This is a genomic window from Sphingobacterium paucimobilis HER1398, assembly GCF_000416985.1.
Lineage (GTDB): Bacteria > Bacteroidota > Bacteroidia > Sphingobacteriales > Sphingobacteriaceae > Sphingobacterium > Sphingobacterium paucimobilis.
The window spans coordinates 176,760-195,661 of record NZ_ATDL01000004.1 but is presented as its reverse complement, the minus strand read 5'-3'; the positions used below and the strand labels follow the sequence as shown (position 1 = coordinate 195,661).

The 18,902-nt window shown below is 39.1% G+C and carries 21 protein-coding genes; 10 read left to right on the top strand and 11 right to left on the bottom strand.

Translation table 11 applies throughout. The features are described from left to right. The first annotated feature begins 7 nt into the window (after window positions 1-7). The 6 genes from rpiB to M472_RS26395 all read left to right on the top strand — a co-directional run bounded on the left by rpiB (window position 8) and on the right by M472_RS26395 (window position 4,943). Complete coding sequence (gene rpiB / locus M472_RS26420; protein WP_021068842.1) at window positions 8-439, top strand: ribose 5-phosphate isomerase B; 432 nt, start codon at window positions 8-10, stop codon at window positions 437-439. Window positions 440-454: 15 nt separating this feature from the next. Beyond that, on the top strand, window positions 455-2,026 hold the full coding sequence (locus M472_RS26415) for a M28 family peptidase (RefSeq protein ID WP_021068841.1): 1,572 nt from the start codon (window positions 455-457) through the stop codon (window positions 2,024-2,026). A 135-nt stretch (window positions 2,027-2,161) separates the two neighbouring features. Continuing rightward, entirely contained in the window at window positions 2,162-3,073 is a 912-nt protein-coding gene (locus M472_RS26410) for a DnaJ C-terminal domain-containing protein (protein ID WP_021068840.1), read from the top strand. Window position 3,074: 1 nt separating this feature from the next. After that, window positions 3,075-3,350 (top strand): chaperone modulator CbpM, encoded by a 276-nt coding sequence (locus M472_RS26405; RefSeq protein WP_021068839.1) that lies wholly within the window; start codon window positions 3,075-3,077, stop codon window positions 3,348-3,350. Between the two features lie 133 nt (window positions 3,351-3,483). Further along, window positions 3,484-4,227, top strand: coding sequence for an SDR family NAD(P)-dependent oxidoreductase (locus M472_RS26400; RefSeq protein ID WP_021068838.1), 744 nt, complete (start codon window positions 3,484-3,486; stop codon window positions 4,225-4,227). Between the two features lie 32 nt (window positions 4,228-4,259). Next, on the top strand, window positions 4,260-4,943 hold the full coding sequence (locus M472_RS26395) for a phosphoribosylaminoimidazolesuccinocarboxamide synthase (RefSeq protein ID WP_021068837.1): 684 nt from the start codon (window positions 4,260-4,262) through the stop codon (window positions 4,941-4,943). A gap of 52 nt (window positions 4,944-4,995) precedes the next feature. On the opposite strand, the gene M472_RS45720 is transcribed toward M472_RS26395, so the two are convergent. The 3 genes from M472_RS45720 to arfB form a co-directional block, all read right to left on the bottom strand. Continuing rightward, a complete protein-coding gene (locus M472_RS45720; RefSeq protein WP_022829256.1) occupies window positions 4,996-6,297 on the bottom strand; it encodes a M56 family metallopeptidase in 1,302 nt (433 codons plus the stop codon). A 34-nt stretch (window positions 6,298-6,331) separates the two neighbouring features. Beyond that, the gene (locus tag M472_RS26385) at window positions 6,332-6,700 is read right to left on the bottom strand and encodes a BlaI/MecI/CopY family transcriptional regulator (RefSeq protein ID WP_021068835.1); all 369 of its coding nucleotides are present in this window, start codon (window positions 6,698-6,700) and stop codon (window positions 6,332-6,334) included. 127 nt (window positions 6,701-6,827) lie between these two features. Next, window positions 6,828-7,235, bottom strand: a complete 408-nt coding sequence (gene arfB, locus M472_RS26380) for an alternative ribosome rescue aminoacyl-tRNA hydrolase ArfB (protein WP_021068834.1) — start codon at window positions 7,233-7,235, stop codon at window positions 6,828-6,830. A gap of 167 nt (window positions 7,236-7,402) precedes the next feature. Here arfB and bshA point away from each other — a divergent pair, with 167 nt between their 5' ends. The 4 genes from bshA (at window position 7,403) to M472_RS26360 (ending at window position 11,161) form a co-directional block, all read left to right on the top strand. Next, complete coding sequence (gene bshA, locus M472_RS26375) at window positions 7,403-8,542, top strand: N-acetyl-alpha-D-glucosaminyl L-malate synthase BshA (RefSeq protein WP_021068833.1); 1,140 nt, start codon at window positions 7,403-7,405, stop codon at window positions 8,540-8,542. Window positions 8,543-8,680: 138 nt separating this feature from the next. Beyond that, window positions 8,681-9,385: a UMP kinase gene (gene pyrH / locus M472_RS26370; RefSeq protein ID WP_021068832.1), complete on the top strand. Its 705-nt coding sequence runs from the start codon at window positions 8,681-8,683 to the stop codon at window positions 9,383-9,385. Window positions 9,386-9,403: 18 nt separating this feature from the next. Beyond that, the gene (frr, locus tag M472_RS26365) at window positions 9,404-9,967 is read left to right on the top strand and encodes a ribosome recycling factor (protein ID WP_021068831.1); all 564 of its coding nucleotides are present in this window, start codon (window positions 9,404-9,406) and stop codon (window positions 9,965-9,967) included. Between the two features lie 210 nt (window positions 9,968-10,177). Then, a complete protein-coding gene (locus M472_RS26360) occupies window positions 10,178-11,161 on the top strand; it encodes a sugar phosphate isomerase/epimerase family protein (RefSeq protein ID WP_021068830.1) in 984 nt (327 codons plus the stop codon). A 35-nt stretch (window positions 11,162-11,196) separates the two neighbouring features. Here the strand turns inward: M472_RS26360 and purE are convergent, their stop codons facing one another. The 8 genes from purE to M472_RS26320 form a co-directional block, all read right to left on the bottom strand. Continuing rightward, a complete protein-coding gene (gene purE / locus M472_RS26355) occupies window positions 11,197-11,703 on the bottom strand; it encodes a 5-(carboxyamino)imidazole ribonucleotide mutase (protein WP_021068829.1) in 507 nt (168 codons plus the stop codon). A 12-nt stretch (window positions 11,704-11,715) separates the two neighbouring features. Beyond that, window positions 11,716-12,858, bottom strand: a complete 1,143-nt coding sequence (locus tag M472_RS26350; protein WP_021068828.1) for a 5-(carboxyamino)imidazole ribonucleotide synthase — start codon at window positions 12,856-12,858, stop codon at window positions 11,716-11,718. Window positions 12,859-12,873: 15 nt separating this feature from the next. After that, on the bottom strand, window positions 12,874-13,377 hold the full coding sequence (locus tag M472_RS26345) for an NADH-quinone oxidoreductase subunit B (protein ID WP_021068827.1): 504 nt from the start codon (window positions 13,375-13,377) through the stop codon (window positions 12,874-12,876). Further along, the gene (locus M472_RS26340) at window positions 13,374-13,967 is read right to left on the bottom strand and encodes an NADH-quinone oxidoreductase subunit A (protein ID WP_021068826.1); all 594 of its coding nucleotides are present in this window, start codon (window positions 13,965-13,967) and stop codon (window positions 13,374-13,376) included. The genes M472_RS26345 and M472_RS26340 overlap by 4 nt, the downstream gene beginning before the upstream one ends. Before the next feature lie 127 nt (window positions 13,968-14,094). After that, on the bottom strand, window positions 14,095-15,438 hold the full coding sequence (gene ffh / locus M472_RS26335; protein ID WP_021068825.1) for a signal recognition particle protein: 1,344 nt from the start codon (window positions 15,436-15,438) through the stop codon (window positions 14,095-14,097). Between the two features lie 175 nt (window positions 15,439-15,613). Continuing rightward, window positions 15,614-16,300 (bottom strand): zinc metallopeptidase, encoded by a 687-nt coding sequence (locus M472_RS26330; RefSeq protein ID WP_021068824.1) that lies wholly within the window; start codon window positions 16,298-16,300, stop codon window positions 15,614-15,616. 256 nt (window positions 16,301-16,556) lie between these two features. Then, on the bottom strand, window positions 16,557-17,147 hold the full coding sequence (locus M472_RS26325; protein WP_021068823.1) for an RNA polymerase sigma factor: 591 nt from the start codon (window positions 17,145-17,147) through the stop codon (window positions 16,557-16,559). A 355-nt stretch (window positions 17,148-17,502) separates the two neighbouring features. Beyond that, window positions 17,503-18,774, bottom strand: a complete 1,272-nt coding sequence (locus M472_RS26320) for a serine hydroxymethyltransferase (RefSeq protein ID WP_021068822.1) — start codon at window positions 18,772-18,774, stop codon at window positions 17,503-17,505. Window positions 18,775-18,902 lie beyond the last annotated feature (128 nt).

Genomic DNA, 18,902 nt, shown 5'->3' with positions numbered 1-18,902 from the left:
TAGAGAAATGAAAATAGCAATAGGTAGCGACCACGCTGGATTTGATTATAAAGAAGAAATCATTGCATACTTAAAGGAACTGGGGCATGAAGTTCAGGACTTTGGACCATCAACAGCGGATTCTGTAGATTACCCTGACTTTGCCCACCCTGTAGCTACATCGATAGAGAATGCGAAAAATGAGCTCGGTGTTCTGATCTGTGGAAGCGCAAATGGCGTAGCTATTACAGCCAATAAACATCAAGGAATACGTGCTGCAATTGCCTGGCAAAATGAAATAGCAGCGCTTGCCCGTCAACATAATAATGCCAACATTATCTGTATTCCTGCCCGTTTTGTCGATCTAGAACTCGCAAAAAAAATAACACAGACTTTCCTAACGACAGACTTCGAAGGTGGACGACATGCCAATCGTGTCAATAAAATTGCTTGTAGTTAAATCAACGTGAAAATCATGAAAAAACTGTTTTCTATTTTATTGATCCTACCTGCGCTGTACAGCTGCAGTCTCGCTCAGGTACAAAAAAAATATGGAGAACTTATAACTGAAGAGAGTTCTCGCAATCACCTCACCATACTCGCCAGCAAAGAGTTTGAAGGAAGAGGTACCGGACAAGAAGGCGGAAGAAAAGCTGCAAATTATATTGCCGAACACTTCAAAAGCTACGGTTTACAACCGATCGTTAATGGCAATTCTTTTTTTCAACCCGTCTCCTTATTACGAACAGAACATGTCGTAAAAAATTTTAGTATTGACCAGACTCCATTTGAGAATGGAAAAGATTTTTATGTACAGGGAGACAATGATATCGAGAAGTTCTCTTCGCAAGAAATAGTTTTCGTTGGTTATGGTCTTCAACATCCTTCTTACAACGAACTTAAGTCCACAGACATTAAAGGTAAAGTTATTCTAGTATTGAACGAAGGAGAGCCATTCGACGACAATGGAAACTCGCTTTTAACAGGAAACAGTAACGAATCCGAATGGTCTAAAAGTCGTTTCAAAAGAATCCAGGAACTTGTCAAATTAGAGCCCAAGCTCATCTTGGCCACTACTCCCATCGTCGCAGGTATGCTCAACAGAATGAAAGGCCGATCATCTTCCGCTCGTATTTCGCTCGGCAACAACACCATCAACCGCACGATTTCTCAACCCATTCCTATTGTTAATATCAGTGAAAAGATTGCTAATCAAATCCTATCCAAGGCTAATAGTTCATTAGCATCGTTTAAGAAACTTGCCAGTAACGGCATTCAAGCGCCATTGGTCATAAAAAGTCATTTAGAAGCTGAAATGGGAGTAAATCAAGAAAAGCTCGATGATCCCAACGTACTTGGCCTACTAGAAGGTTCTGATTTAAAAAACGAAGTTATGGTCATCTGCGGGCATTATGACCACGATGGTATACTACCCGACGGGACATTCTTTCCTGGTGCAGACGATAACGGTTCCGGAACTGTTGCTGTTTTGGAATTAGCCAGAGCCTTTTCTACAGCCAAAAAAGAAGGAAAAGGACCGCGAAGAAGCATTCTTTTTATCGGACTAGCTGCCGAAGAAAAAGGCCTCTTAGGATCCAAGTTTTATGTAGAAAACCCTATCATCCCGTTAGCAAATACAGTGGCCTGTATCAATATTGACATGATTGGCCGCATCGATGATAAGCACCTTAATGGTGATCACAATTACATCCATGCTATAGGGCTCGATAAACTTAGTTCAGAATTACAACAGGTTACGGAGAAAGCCAATAAAGACTTTGTACAGATTGGATTAGACTATTCCTATAATGACCCCAATGAACCCATGCGGCTGTATTATCGTTCGGACCATTATAATTTTGCACAGAAGGGAATTCCTTCGGCTTTTTTCTTCTCAGGTCTACATCCCCACTATCATACGCCAGAAGATACTGTCGACAAAATAGACTTCCCAATGATGGTAAAACGTGAAAAATTAATTTTCTATACTGCTTGGGAAATCGCCAACAGATCGAAAAGACTCGTGGTTGATAGTAATAAAAAATAACCACATCTCATACAAAAAGTAAAGCCGTCTTGATTCAGGACGGCTTTACTTTTTCCCCAGTCTGAAGTACTAAATCGCAAAACAATAATAAACAAATCACTAATCCGTTTGTTTATTAAGCATCAACCCATAATTATGGCATTTGTAGACTATTATAGTACATTGGGGCTTGACAAAACAGCAAGCCAAGAAGACATTAAAAAGGCTTACCGCAAGTTAGCACGAAAATATCATCCGGATCTAAACCCTGATGATGAAACTGCAAAAAAGAAATTCCAAGAACTAAATGAGGCCAATGAGGTACTGACAGATCCGGAGAAAAGACGAAAGTATGATCAGTATGGTGAAAATTGGAAACATGGCGAGGAGTACGAGCAGACACAGCAGCAATACAGAGGCAGGTCCAGCGGAACGAGCCAGCAAAATCCTTTCGAGGGCTTTGATTATAATGGAAATTATGAAACCGGTGAATATTCCGACTTTTTCGAGCAGTTGTTCGGATCAAGGTTTGGCACAGGCCGTAAAAGTTCTTTTAAAGGGCAAGACTATAATGCCGAAGTAGAATTGACGTTACCACAGGCTAGCAGTACACATAAGCAGACATTTACCGTGAATGGGAAGAATATTCGCATCACAATTCCTGCGGGAGTACAGGATGGCCAGAAGATACGCCTCAAAGGACAGGGCGCTGCGGGTGTAAATGGGGGACCCAATGGAGATCTCTATATCACTTTTCATATTGCTCCGGATCCACGCTTTGCCCGCCAAGGGGATGACCTGTATACCAAAGTGGAAATAGATTTATTCACTGCCCTGCTTGGGGGAGAGGCTATTATTGAGACACTCAACGGAAAAATAAAAGTCAAGATAAAATCAGGTACGCAGAACGGAACGAAAATACGTTTGAAAGAAAAAGGATTCCCTATTTACAAAAAGGAAGGTCAATTTGGTGATTTTTATGCCGAAGTCATGGTAAAAATACCAACTGATCTTAATGATGAACAAAAAAAACTATTTGAACAAGCCGCCGCTTTAAACAAAAAATAACATGGAAGCTACATTATTTAAAATAGTCGATATCTGCAGGTCTAATAATATTGAAATTGCTTTTATTAAAGAGCTACACCAGAACGGTCTTATAGAAATTACGGTTATAGAAAGTCAGGAATTTGTACACGAAGATCAAGTTGCACAGATTCAAAAATACCAAAATTGGTACTATGATCTAGAACTTAATATCCAAGGAATAGAAATTGTTCAGCAACTTCTGCATAAGATTGAGTCCCTAAAAAGTCAGATACAAACCCTGAAAAGATTACACTAATACCTTCACGTAAATGTAAACTACGCCAAGTTTCCTCTTAATAAGGTCATAATCAATATTCCTACGCCTCTTAATGTCTTCTCTTTTAAAAGATATTGGTTAACTTGTTAAAGACAGTAAAAATAAACACAAAATGAGACAGTTAGAAAACAAGGTCGCCATCGTAACTGGTGGTGCCTCAGGAATTGGAAAAGCTATTGCCGAAATTTTTATAAATGAGGGCGCGAAAGTAATCATTTCCGACCTGAATGAAACAGCGGGAAATGATTTTATCAATAACTGTGAGGGGAACAATGCTATTTTTGTAAAAGCAGATTCGTCATTACCTAAAGACAATGAAAAGATTGTAGAGGCCGCAATAGCCAATTTTGGGGCCTTGCATATCGCCGTCAACAATGCAGGAATTGGTGGCGAGTCTAATCCAGTAGGCGATCTTTCTATTGAAGGATGGGACAAGGTCATCGCTATCAACTTAAATGGTGTTTTTTACGGCATGCACTATCAACTTCCTGAAATCGCAAAGGTAGGTGGCAGTATTATCAACGTAGCCTCTATACTTGGCGCTGTTGGCTTCATGAATTCAGCAGCATACGTTGCTGCGAAACACGGTGTAGTGGGGCTGACCAAAACGGCAGGTTGGGAATATGCGACGAAAGGAGTCCGCGTCAATGCCATTGGCCCAGGCTTTATTGAGACGCCGCTGATTGATAATGCACTGGACCAGGATACCAAAACATATTTGGCCAGTCAGCATGCGTTTCAGCGTTTGGGCAAACCGGAGGAAGTAGCAGAATTGGCACTATGGCTAGCTACGGATAAATCTTCCTTTGTAACGGCATCATATTATCCAGTGGATGGCGGATATTTGGCAAAATAATACTAAATTGCGCGCTTAAAACTCAACCTGTCATGCAATTAATCTATAAAGGTAAGACTAAAGATGTCTATAATCTCGGTAATAGCCAGTATTTATTAAAATTCAAAGATGACGTCACTGGCGAAAATGGCGTTTTCGATCCAGGGGCCAATACAGTAGGTCTCACTATCGATGGTGCAGGGAAATCTGGACTCAAAATGACCAAATACTTTTATGAATTGCTAAATGATCTTAACATTCCTACGCACTTAGTATCCGTTAATCTTGATGAAGTGAGTATGGTCGTAAAAGAAGCAGAAGTATTAGGAAAAGGATTAGAAGTCATTTGCAGATATAAAGCAGTTGGTAGTTTTTACAGACGCTATGCTGCTTATTGCCAAGAAGGCCAAGACCTAAATGGTTTCGTAGAGGTTACAATCAAAGATGATGAGCGTGGCGACCCCGTTATCTCTGAAGACGCCTTAGAAAATCTAGGTATCTTAACCAAAGACTTATATCAAGAATTAAAAGCTTTGACCGTAAAAATTTGTGATATCGTCAAAGCTGAACTGGCAAAAAAAGGATTAGACCTTTACGACATCAAATTAGAATTCGGTTACGATAAAACGAACAATCAAATCATCCTTATTGATGAGATTTCAGGAGGCAATATGCGTGTTTATAAAAATGGACAGTATATCGCTCCTCTAGATTTAGAAAAAGAATTCTTAGCATAACTTATTACGAGCACTCTTTACAAAGGAGAGAGCGCTCGTAATTTTCATATAACTACATATTCGTTAAATCCAATCGTATAGGCAGCGTATATGCAAATCGCACTGCTTTACCATTTTGAACAGCTGGAGACCACTTAGCTGATTTATTAAGCAGATCAAGAGCAGCCTTACCCGTACCATAGTCAAGATCTTGAACCACCTTAAGGTTACTCAACTGTCCATCTTTCTCAACAACAAAATAAATTAGCATCGTTCCCTTTATCCCCGCATCAATTACAGCTTGTGGAAATTGATAATTGTCCCCGATCCATCTACGATAAGCTACCATTCCTCCAGGAGGTTCAGGATTGATTTCAGCAGTTTGGAAAATAACATCATCATCAACTTGCCCCTGGGCATTAATCTTCTTCGAAGTATCCTGATCCGTTGGGGTTACAAGATTCGAGGTTTCTTCGTCCCTTGCCGCAGAACCACCTAATATATCCTTAGGAAAAGTAACATCAACCAACTGTGTCTCCATACCAGCTACCACCTCTTTGGCTCTACTTGTATTAAAAACCAAAGTAGATCCAATTGTTATTAACAGCACAGGGAGGCCAGCTAAATAAAACAACTTACTTTTATTCGACGATTTATTTTTAAATAACATCATAATTCTCTTTTTTAAAAATGACTGGTTCGAAAACTCATGGACCAGACTGTTTACGTCTGTTCGCATGGCGTTCGCAACCAACAATTCGGCATAAGCGACCTTATCTTCCGAACAAAGCTCATCAGCGATACACTCATGTTGAAATTTCAACTCCTTTCGAATAAGATAAACTATGGGGTTAAACCAATTAAACACACAAATAAGCTCTAACAATAATATATCATAGGAGTGTCTCTGTTCTACATGAACTTGTTCATGCCGATTTATTATCTGCTCATTCTGTACTTCTGCTCCCAAAAACACCCATTTAAAAAATGAAAAACTTACATAACGTTTTTCACTAATGAATGCCCGTTTGACCGTCCATAATCGGTATACCAAAGCTACTACTCCAAGACTGACAGCAGTCCAATACAGAACCGTGAGCAAGTCAACCAAGCTGTAAGAAGTCTGTGCCACCGCCATGGGGATATACATCACATCCATGACCTCTATAAAATTGACTTGTGGAATGACTTCATCCTCCGCTATTAGGCTCGAGATGTCAATGAATAATCCTATAGGTATAAGGATCGCTAATACCACAATTCCTAATAAATACAGTCTATTCCACTGAAAGAACGTCAACTTTCGAAAACAAATATGATATAGGCCAAAACCTATCGTCAAGGCGATATTAACCAGAAGTAAGTAAACCATCATTAGTTAAGTTTATAATCAAGCAATAGATAGCTTGTTATTTGTGTCTATTGATTATTGCCAATATTTCATCTAATTCTTTTACATCCAACTTATTTTCCTCCAGAAAAAAAGAAAGCATTCTTTTTGGCGAATTATCAAAATAACCATTCAATAATTTGTCCGCCACAACTTTCTTATACTCTTCTTTTGAGATTGTCGGAATATACCTATGGCTCTTACCAAAAGCCTCGTGACTTACAAAACCCTTGGTCTGTAAAATCCTTATAATCGTGGATACTGTATTGTATGCAGGCTTAGGCTCAGGAAGTTTATCTATGACATCCTTAACAAATCCCCCTTCCATATCCCACAGCTCCTGCATGATTTGCTCCTCTGCCTTTGTAAGTTCTTTAATCTCGTCCATAATACTGTTTATTAAAATAAGGCACGTCTGCCGATAATCGATTACAGAACGAATATATAACTAAAAACTTAGTTTTAAAACTATTTTTTTAGTTGTCAACACAAAAAGACAAATAGACGCAATCAAATCAATCCATTCGCCATCGGCGATTCGTTTTTTTCTCGGAAAGTTTGGTCTTGCGTTCTAGCCTTGCAAGCACTTTTGATCGTGGTATTTTGGTAGGGATACGCTTTTTTGTAGGTGTTAGCGCTTTTAAGAGTAGATCGTACAGTCGTTCAACAGCAATCTCTTTGTTCGTCAACTGACTCCTACTTTCGGAAACATCCAATTGTAACAAACCTTGTGATTGAATACGGTGGGACAATTTTCCTTTTACAATATCTTTCTGTACTGCCGAAAGCAATAAAGAGTTTTGTACATCCCATAACAGGGAGACTTTAGTTTCCACCTTATTGACATTCTGTCCTCCTGCACCACCAGAACGTGATGTTCTAAAATTAACTTCTCTTTTTAAATCCTCTAACTGAACAGTCATCCGATAAACTTTACGATTTTATTGCAAAACGATTGTAAAACGTTATTTAAATTTGAATGTTATAAATATAAACAAAACTTCATGAAACCATCATGAGTAAACCACGTGCAAAAACACGTCTGATACACTCCTGATAGCTTCATCACGTTAAACTAAAGAGACAATTGATGAAAATAGGAATAGTTTGTTACCCCACATTTGGTGGTTCAGGAGTAGTTGCTACAGAATTAGGGAAAGGGCTCGCCTCCGAAGGGCACCAAGTACATTTCATTACTTACAGCCAACCAGCACGTTTAGATTTTTTCTCAGAAAACCTGTTTTACCATGAGGTTGCTGTATCTCAATATCCGCTTTTCGATTTTCCTCCATATGAATCGGCACTCGCCAGCAAACTTGTCGATGTGGTTCGTTTCGAAAAACTGGATGTGCTACATGTTCATTATGCAATTCCACATGCTTCAGCAGCCTACTTGGCCAAACAGATACTGCGTAGCTATGGCATCGATATTCCCGTAGTTACGACATTACACGGTACGGACATCACCTTAGTAGGCAAAGATAAAAGTTTCAAACCGGTAGTTCAATTCTCTATCAATGAATCAGATGGCGTCACTACTGTATCCGAAAGTCTAAAAAAGCAAACCTTAGAATTTTTTGATATCACGACGGATATTGAAGTTATCCCCAACTTTATTGACCTCGATAGATTCTACAATAAAAAGAGAGAACACTTCAAAAAAGCGATAGCACCAGACGACGAGCGTATCATGATACATACGTCAAATTTTAGAAAGGTTAAAAACACAATGGATGTGGTACGTATATTCTATCAGGTAAACCAGAAAATCCCGAGCAAACTATTGATGGTAGGCGATGGTCCGGAACGTACCAATGCCGAGGAGCTCTCCCGCCAACTGGGGATTTCCAATTGTGTACGTTTCCTCGGAAAGCAAGATGCTATCGAGGAAATTCTATCCGTTTCTGATCTATTCATTATGCCTTCTTCGTCTGAAAGTTTTGGACTTGCTGCTTTAGAGGCTATGGCCTGTAGTGTACCTGTCATTTCTTCCAACACAGGTGGCTTGCCCGAACTTAATGTTAACGGAGTAACTGGTTTTTTAAGCGATATAGGAGATGTCGATGATATGGCAAAAAATGCCATCTACATTCTAGAAGATTGTGCACGTCTTGAAGAATTTAAAAAAGCGGCATATTCCCGTGCGAAAGACTTCGATATTAAGCAGATCTTACCCGTATATGAGACATATTACCAAAAGGCAATTAACAAGGTTAAAAAGGAATCTTGATTCTAAATAACACTGTTTTTTTTATCATCTATAAGGACATGCACCTATAGAAAAAAGAAAACAAATCATTTTAAGTCCCTCATAGGCGGAAAAAAAATTATATCTTTGACTTTTGGAAGTATTCCAAAAAAATCAAGCATGAAATATAAACGTATCCTACTAAAACTCAGCGGTGAAGCTCTAATGGGAGAGCAGAATTATGGTATTGACATCAATAGAGTAGCTCAATATGCCAGTGACATTAAAGAAATTCATGAACAAGGCTTAGAAATTGCTATTGTCATTGGAGGTGGAAATATCTACAGAGGGCTGAGCGCAGAAAAAGCAGGGATGGACAGAGTTCAAGCAGACTATATGGGGATGTTGGCAACAGTGATCAATAGTATGGCACTACAGGATGCCTTAGAAAAAGTAGGCTTAAAAACGAGATTACTTACAGCTATCAAAATGGAGCAAATCTGTGAACCATTTATCCGTAGAAGGGCTGTCAGACATTTGGAGAAGGGCAGAATTGTAATCTTTGGTGCAGGTACTGGCAATCCATACTTTACAACAGATACAGCGGCTTCGCTAAGAGCTATTGAAATCAATGCAGATGCCGTATTAAAAGGAACCCGTGTAGATGGCATTTATTCCGCAGATCCAGAGAAAGACCCTAATGCAACTCGTTTTGACAATATTTCTTTCACGGAGGTCTATCAAAAGGGATTAAATGTAATGGATATGACAGCCTTTACGCTATGTCAAGAAAACAACCTCCCAATTATAGTTTTTGACATGAATAAACCAGGTAACCTGAAAAAACTAGCAGAAGGAGAACACATCGGAACTGTCGTTAGCTAAAAACAAAATTACAAACATATGAACGAACTGATATCTATAGAATTGGATGACTGCAAAGAGAAAATGAAGAAAGCCGTGCAGCATACCGAATCAGAACTCACAAAAATTCGCGCTGGAAAAGCTACACCATCTATGTTGGATGGAATTCATGTAGACTACTACGGATCTTCAACTGCGCTTTCTCAAGTTAGTAACATCAATACTACGGACGCTCGTACAATTGTAATCCAACCTTGGGAGAAAAACATGTTAGGACCAATTGAAAAGGCGATCATAGATTCGAACATCGGCTTAAATCCACAAAACGATGGCTCTATTATACGTTTGGTTGTGCCCCCTCTAACTGAGGAGAGAAGACGTGATCTTGTTAAAAAGGCAAAAGAAGAAGCTGAAAAAGGACGCGTAACAGTACGAAACATCCGTAAAGACACAAATGAATCCATCAAAAAATTAAAAAATGATGGTGCTTCTGAAGATGAAATTAAAATTGGCGAAGCCGAAGTTCAAAAGTTGACGGACAACTACATTGTAAAAGTCGATCAATTGGCGGAACTCAAAGAAAAAGATATTATGACTGTATAGTCTGTATATCCTAATAACATAAAAGCCATCTTAACGATGGCTTTTTTTTGCGAGAGATCTTACTCTAAGAGACCATCAAAAAACTTTCATTCCTATTGATTATCCAACGAAATCACGAAAGCTTTATTTCACAATAATTTTATGGTCTGAATTTCGATTCGTATATGTCGATTGCATTTACTAAATTTATTATGCTACAAAACTTAATATATGATGACAACGAGACGTAACTTTATAAAAAAAACCGGTTTAGGATTAGCTGGAGCATATTTGGGTTCTTCGCTTCTACAAGCCTGTACTGGAAGCATCCCCAAGGGACAAGGCCCCTTTGGTAATATAGGGTTACAAATATATTCACTACGTGACCTATTGTTTCAAGATCCTAAGCTAACCTTACAAACAGTTGCTAAAATCGGGTATGGTCATATCGAAACTTTTGGCATGGATCTCACCAGCAATACTTTTTGGGGTCTTAGTATTCCTGAAGTCAAGAAAATAATGGCAGATGTAGATTTAAAAACCTATAGTGGTCATTATGATATGAGCAGATTTTTAAGCCGACACCATACCACGGATAAAGAAAATATTGAAAAATATATAGAGACAGCACATGAGTTGGGCCAGACCTATGTCATTGCACCAGTAACACCTATGGATGACCTCAATAATCTGAAAGTAGAAGATTACCAATATGCTGCAGAACAGTTAAACAAAGCAGGAGAAATTGCTCGTAAAGCTGGTATAAAAATAGGCTATCATAATCATTTTTGGGAATTCCGAAATTTTGCCAATGGAACAAAGGGTTTGGATATCATGATTGCCTTTACAGAACCTGATTTAGTAAGCTTTGAATTGGACATATATTGGATCGAAAAATCGGGACTTAGTCCACAGTCTTATTTTCAGAAATACCCAGGTCGTTTTCCCATGTGGCATATAAAAGATATGGACAAGAACTATGCTGACCCCATAGTAGGCAAAGAATATGATAGTCTACCGTTTGATTCCATACAGAACAAAGTACGTTTTGCAGAAGTCGGAAGTGGCAATATTGACTACATCAATATCGCACAAAGCGCTAGACAAGCGGGGTTGGAGTATGCCTTCGTAGAACAGGATGACATCTACATGTCCAACAAATTTGAAAGTGTCAAAAAGAGCTATGACTATGTTCAAAAGTTTCTAGTCAAGTAAAAATAAAGGGCTGCATCTGTGCAGCCCTTTATTTTTTAGAACTTCATTGCTTCAACTTCAGAAGCCGTTTCTTCGACTTTTTCTTTCAACCCCTTTTTAAATGCCAAGAGATTTTGCGAAACTTCAGAATTGGACGTTGCTATAATCTGTGCTGCTAATATTCCCGCATTCTTAGCTGCATTGAGGGCGACCGTGGCGACAGGAATACCATTAGGCATCTGCAAAATAGATAGTACAGAATCCCATCCATCTATAGAGTTAGATGATTTAACAGGTACACCTATAACAGGAAGATGTGTTATCGATGCTACCATTCCTGGTAAGTGAGCTGCTCCCCCAGCACCAGCAATAATTACCTTGATTCCTCTAGAAGCAGCCTCTTCAGCGTATGAGAACATACGGTGTGGGGTACGATGTGCAGATACGATAGTCACTTCAAAACTAACTCCCAGCTCTTTTAATACTTCTACGGCATCTTGCATAACAGGGAGATCTGATTTACTCCCCATAATAATTCCTACTTGAATCAATTGTGCGCTCATTTATATCTTTATCTATGCTATTACTTTCAATATTTCTTGTACTTTACGAGCATTGCTTATGGCGATTTCTCGATCTACATTTACAATACACACATGTCCCATCTTACGAAAAGGTTTTGTGTATTTCTTACCATAAAGATGCAGATAAACTCCTTCCATAGCTAGGATTTCCTCTATCCCTTCATATTTGGCTAAGCCTTCATACCCTTCTTCTCCCAATAAGTTGATCATTACTGCATTTGAACGTGCGTCTGTATTTCCTAGAGGCAAATTGAATATAGCCCGAAGATGTTGACCAAACTGAGAAGTAAAGTTTCCTTCAATGGTTTGATGCCCTGAATTGTGAGGTCTTGGTGCTAACTCGTTGACCAAAATATCTCCTTCTTCTGTCAAAAACATTTCAACAGCCAAAAGTCCAACAATCTGCAGGTCATTTGCTATTTTTTTAGCCAACTCTTCTGCCTTCTGTTGTATTTCGAAACTATAAGTCGACGGCGAAATTAAGAATTCTACCAGATTAGCCTGGGGGTTAAACTCCATTTCCACCATTGGAAAAGTCCTAACCTCTCCTCGATCGTTACGGGCGACAATAACTGCGATCTCTTTCTGGAACTTTACAATCTCTTCAATTATACTCGGTTCTTCAAAGGCTGTCAACAAATCATCTTCTGTATGAATCATTTTGACTCCCTTGCCGTCATAGCCATCCTTACGAAGCTTCTGTACATAAGGTAAGGAAAGATTGGCATTACGAAGCGATTCTCTATTTGAAATAAATTGAAATGCCGAAGTAGGAATATCATTCTGCTTGAAGAATTGCTTCTGCAATCCTTTATCCTGAATCAAGCGAATTACTCGCGATTGTGGATACACTATCACCCCCTTATCCTCCAAGGCCTCCAAAGCATCTACATTGACTTTTTCAATCTCGATAGTAATCATGTCCAGGTCTTTACCAAAGTTAAAAACCGTGTCATAGTCACTTAGCGATCCACATTCAAAATGATCGCACAATTTACGACAAGGCGCATTTTTATCCGGATCGAGTATATGTACATTTATATTATAACTTATCGCTTCCTGAATCAACATACGCCCCAACTGACCACCGCCAAGGATTCCTAACTGCAACTCACCATAAAAATCTTTTCCCATAATTTAATTATATGCTCAAGCTCTTTCTTCAAAGTATTTCTCGTGAAGAATATGCTCTTTTTCTATCTTTTTTTGTAATTCTAAAAATGCTCCTATAAGGGCTTCTGGTCGAGGTGGACAACCTTGCACATAGATATCTACGGGGATAATTTTATCCACTCCCTTTACAACATGGTAGCCATGCTGCCAATAAGGTCCACCACAATTTGAACACGACCCCATCGAGATCACATACCGGGGTTCGGGCATTTGTTCATATAGTCTTTTGATACGGTCTGCCATTTTAAAAGTCACCGTCCCCGCGATGATCATCACATCAGACTGCCGCGGTGAAGGACGTGGGAATACCCCCAATCGATCAAGGTCATAAGTAGCGGCCATCGCTCCCATCATCTCAATCGCACAACAGGCAATACCAAAACTAACAGGCCACATCGAAGACAATCTCGCCCAATTCAGCAAGTCATCCATCTTGGCTACGATAACACCATCAGACCTTAATTGCTCATCTATACTCATGACTTTTTGAATCTAGGTTTAAATCCAATAGATGGTTTACCGACACTCACTTCAGTCCTATCATTGATCTTGTCTTCTACAACGATATCATTTTGTCGAAAGTCACGAACGTCGTATACCGCATTATTTAACTGGCTATATGCACTCGAAGGTATATTAACCTGGACAATCGGCTTCATATGATTAGGTTTAATCCAATTGAGATCACCTTTTCGCCATACATAGATCAGTCCAACAATCAGGATAGCCAGAAAGATAGCCATTTCTACCATTGTAAACCATCCCCACCGTCCGTCCGACACTATAAGCCCTTCATTTCCAAAAACTACTGACCAAGGAAAAATAAAGATAAGCTCTACATCAAAAAGCAGAAAGATCAGTGCAATAACATAAAATCTAGGATTGAACTGTACCCACGCGGTACCGATGGTTTCTTCTCCACATTCATATGTACTTTCCTTGATAGGATTAGGTTTCTTGGGCGAAATCAGTTTGGCTAGAAAAATGGTCACACACACCAACAGAACACCTATAATCCCCATAAGGAGAATGTATCCATAAGCTGACAGTTGGGTGGGATGATCGTCCATAAACGCAAAATTAACAATAAATTCTGTTCTTTCTAAAAATAAGCATCAAATTTAGGCCTAAAGCAAATGGAGGGTCAAGTATGATTTCTCACTTGACCCTCCGTTTTCGATATCTATATCGTTATCTTTAGAAAGGCTTACCTGGCATTTTTGGCATATTGCGCATCATCTTTGCTGCCATAGCAGGGTTAGACATCTGCTTCATCACCTTGCGCATATCCATAAACTGCTTCAAAAGCTTGTTTACTTCGTCAAGATTTGTTCCTGATCCTTTCGCAATACGACTTCTTCTCTTTTGATCAATTGCATCTGGATTCTCTCTTTCAAAAGGAGTCATAGAATCAATGATAGCCTCAATAGGCTTGAATGCATCATCCTCAATCTCCACATCTTTCAGCGCCTTTCCTGCTCCTGGGATCATTCCAATCAAATCCTTCATATTACCCATTTTCTTGATCTGTTGAATTTGGGACCTGAAATCGTTGAAATCAAACTTATTTTTGCGGATTTTCTTTTGAAGTTCTGCCGCCTGTTTTTCATCAAATTGCTGTTGAGCACGTTCCACCAACGACACGACATCACCCATTCCTAAAATACGTGACGCCATACGATCTGGATAGAAAACATCCAAAGCATCCATCTTCTCTCCAGTACCAATAAATTTGATTGGCTTATTGACAACAGACTTAATGGATAATGCTGCTCCACCCCGAGTGTCACCATCCAACTTGGTTAATACAACTCCAGTAAAGTCCAGTCGATCATTAAACGTTTTCGCTGTATTGACCGCATCTTGTCCCGTCATCGCATCCACTACAAACAAAATCTCATTCGGCTGCGTTGCATCTTTTACAGCAGTAATTTCTGTCATCAATGCCTCATCGATAGCCAGACGACCTGCGGTATCGACAATAATCACATTATTACCGTTTCTCTTACCTTCTTCTACTCCAGCCTTAGCAATAGCAATGGGATCCGTCGAGTTTCTATCGGTATAGACCGGAACGCCTACTTGTTCAGCCAGAACCTCCAACTGATCAATTGCCGCAGGACGATACACATCACCGGCAACCAAAAGAGGTTTCTTCCCTTTTTTGTCTTTCAAAAAGCTAGCTAACTTACCTGTAAATGTGGTTTTACCGGCACCATTCAAACCTGCGATCAAAATAACTGTAGGATTTTTAGACAGGTCTAACTCATTGACTTCACCTCCCATGAGACTAGTCAATTCGTCATTCATGATTTTTGTTAACAATTGCCCAGGAGAAATGCTACTCAACACATTTTCACCAAGAGCTTTTTGCTTAACGTCATCCGTAAAAGTCTTCGCTGTTTTATAATTCACATCCGCATCTAACAACGCTTTGCGAATTTCCTTCATCGTCTCAGCGACGTTGATTTCGGTAATATTCCCTTGACCTTTTAATACTTTAAAAGCTCTGTCTAACTTATCCTGAAGATTTGAAAACATAGTTAATTTTTTGAAACTCTTATGCTAAGCTGCAAAGTTAATAATATTTTGCTTTTTCTCAACCCTTGATTTAACGTCAAAAGCCGTAAACAAACATTTTTATTGCCCCATCTGAACGCAAAAAGCCGAAGCAACATGGCTTCGGCTTTTACAGACACTATCTTTATTCGTCTTATTAATCCCGTCTTCCCAACAGAATAGATGCGTAATATAACAAGGTAACAAGTGCAGATAGAGCGGCAATCACATAAGTCATAGCAGCCCATTTCAATGCATCCTTAGCTCCCTCATGCTCTTCGCTGTTATGCGTTACATTAGCCCTATCCAACCATACCAACGCACGCTTAGAAGCATCAAACTCTACGGGCAATGTAATAAAACTAAAAACCGTAGTCACAGCTAAGGCCGCTACTCCGATCTGTAATAAAAGGTAGCTCTCTGAAAATACGGCCAACATGACACCGATCATCAAGGTAAAAGAGACAATCTTCGATGAGAAGTTTACAATCGGCACCATTGATGAGCGAAATTGTAACCACGAATAAGCTGTAGCATGCTGAACGGCGTGTCCACATTCATGTGCTGCCACAGCAGCAGCGGCAACACTACGTCCGTGATACACTTCAGGGCTTAGATTGACCGTTCTATCTCCAGGGTTATAGTGATCCGTAAGTTGTCCCTCTACAGACACAATATTTACATCGTAAATATTATTATCGTGCAACATCTTTTGTGCAATCTCTGCCCCGGACATCCCTGAGGTCAACGGCATCTCCGAATACTTTTTAAACTTATTTTTAAATCTTGTCTGGACAATCATACTGACAATCCCGATAACAATCAATAAAATCCAAATTCCCATATATTTTTCTTATTAAATTTCGTTTACTCTTTACTATCAAAACTAATTCCAAAGGTATCCTTGCAACAAATAAACACAAATTTTCTGTCATTTTGACAACAAACAAGGGAGCAAGCTTCATCTAAACGTCAAAAAATCTGAAACGGCTCTGGCATATTTCATCACTAAACGATCACTACAAGAATGCTTAACTCCATGAAAAATGGGCTCTTGGGTATCCCCAAAAGCCCATCTGGTATCTTTAATAAAATGAAATTTAATTAAATTGAAATGTCATGTTATGATCTTCAATCATCTTCCGTAAATTACTCAATGCATATCGCATACGTCCCAAAGCTGTATTAATACTCACTTCTGTAATTTCAGCAATATCTTTAAAACTCATATCACAGAAATGACGCATTATCAATACTTCTTTTTGATCATCAGGAAGAAGCTGTATTAATTTCTTTAAATCGACATCAACCTGATCACGCATCAACTTGCTTTCTGCATTTTCGTCAACAAAATTAAGCACTTCAAAGATATCATAACCATCCCCATTTACTACGGTTGGTCCTCTTTTTTCTTTTCTGAAATGATCGATCACCATATTATGAGCAATACGGATAACCCAAGGTAAAAACTTTCCCTCTTCATTATAGCGTCCTGTTTTAATAGTATTGATGACCTTAATAAAGGTCTCTTGAAAAATGTCCTCTGCCAGAAATTCATCTTTGACACGAACAAAAATAGAAGTATATATTTTAGTCTTATAACGATCTATTAACACCTTCAATCCCATCTCATCGCCATTGACATAGGCCCGGATTAACTCTTGATCTGTTTTGCTTTTCAATAGTTTCATAATAATTCCCCTAATATTTATAAGTATAGAGCATGTAAGCAATTCAATTTTTTAGAGTAACCGTGTTTCGATAGGCTTTTATTTTAAACTGTTATAAATCTGATTATTTAACTCAAAGTAGCTGAAAAAAAATGACGTTTCAAATTTACGTCACGAGTTTTAACATTAATTCACAGTTCTTAAACGCAATAATTATACCACAAAGCCAGCTTACCAAATAAGCTCCGAAAAGCACATGCAGCGTCCCAAGTCACCTCACCTGTCAAGTCACTCGCCGCAATCACACGGAAACCTATTCTACAAAAAAAAGCTCCAAAATTTCTTTTGGAGCTTTCTATATCATTCGTTCACCTACCTACTTGTATAGTGGGAACTGAGCCATCATAGCTTTCACTTTATCATGGATTTTTGCCAACTGTGCTTCGTTTGCACGGTTTTGCAATGCTTCATCGATCAACTCACCAATTTGAACCATCTCTGCTTCTTTCACCCCACGAGTGGTAATCGCTGCTGTACCGAAACGAACACCTGAAGTAACAAAAGGAGAACGTGTATCAAACGGAACCATATTTTTGTTGGTAGTTATACCAGCTAATCCCAATACAGCTTCTGCTTCCTTACCAGAAATATCTTTATTACGTAAATCTACTAACATCAAGTGATTATCTGTTCCTCCTGAGATAATCTTGTAATCGCGATCCACGAAGAATTTGGCCAAAGCCTGAGCATTGCTCTGTACTTGCTTCACATAAGCTAAATAATCATCGCTCAATGCTTCGCCATAAGCTACAGCTTTAGCCGCGATAGTGTGCTCCAAAGGACCACCTTGCGTACCTGGGAATACCGCCAAATCCAACAATTGTGTGATTGTACGAGTCTCTCCTTTAGGAGTCTTGGCACCCCAAGTGTTTTCAAAATCCTTACCTACCATGATCATACCACCACGAGGTCCACGCAATGTCTTGTGCGTAGTCGTAGTCACGATATGACAGTACGGAAGAGGATCATTCAACAACCCTTTAGCAATCAATCCTGCTGGATGAGAGATATCAGCCAATAATAAGGCTCCTACCTCATCTGCAACTTTACGCATACGTGCATAATCCCAATCACGTGAATATGCAGAAGCACCACAAATAATCATCTTTGGTTTCTCACGTAGTGCAGTCTCTTCTAGTTGTTCGTAATCGATTAAGCCTGTATCCTCTTTTACACCATAGAATAAAGGCTGGTAGATTTTCCCAGAAAGATTGGCAGGAGAACCATGCGTCAAGTGACCACCATGAGAAAGATCAAGACCTAGGATTTTATCTCCAGGTTTTATTGTAGCCAAAAAGACAGCTGCATTCGCCTGTGCACCAGAGTGCGGTTGCACGTTAACCCATTCTGCTCCAAAAAGCTTTTTAGCACGTTCGATAGCGATTGTCTCTATTTCATCGACCACTTCGCATCCACCATAATAACGTTTTCCTGGAAGTCCTTCAGCGTATTTATTGGTCAATACAGAACCTGCTGCTTCCATTACTTGTTTGCTCACGAAGTTTTCTGAGGCAATTAATTCAATGCCTTCTTCCTGGCGTTTTAGCTCATCTGCGATTAGATTAAAGATAGCTTGATCTCTTTCCATTCTTGTGTAATTATTATTGGGGTGTTGAGAATAAATTATTTTGCCGCAAATATACGATTATCTTAGCTTTTAAAGGAATTCTTTAATGTATCTTTTAAAAAACAAATCTTACATTAAACAATTATCAA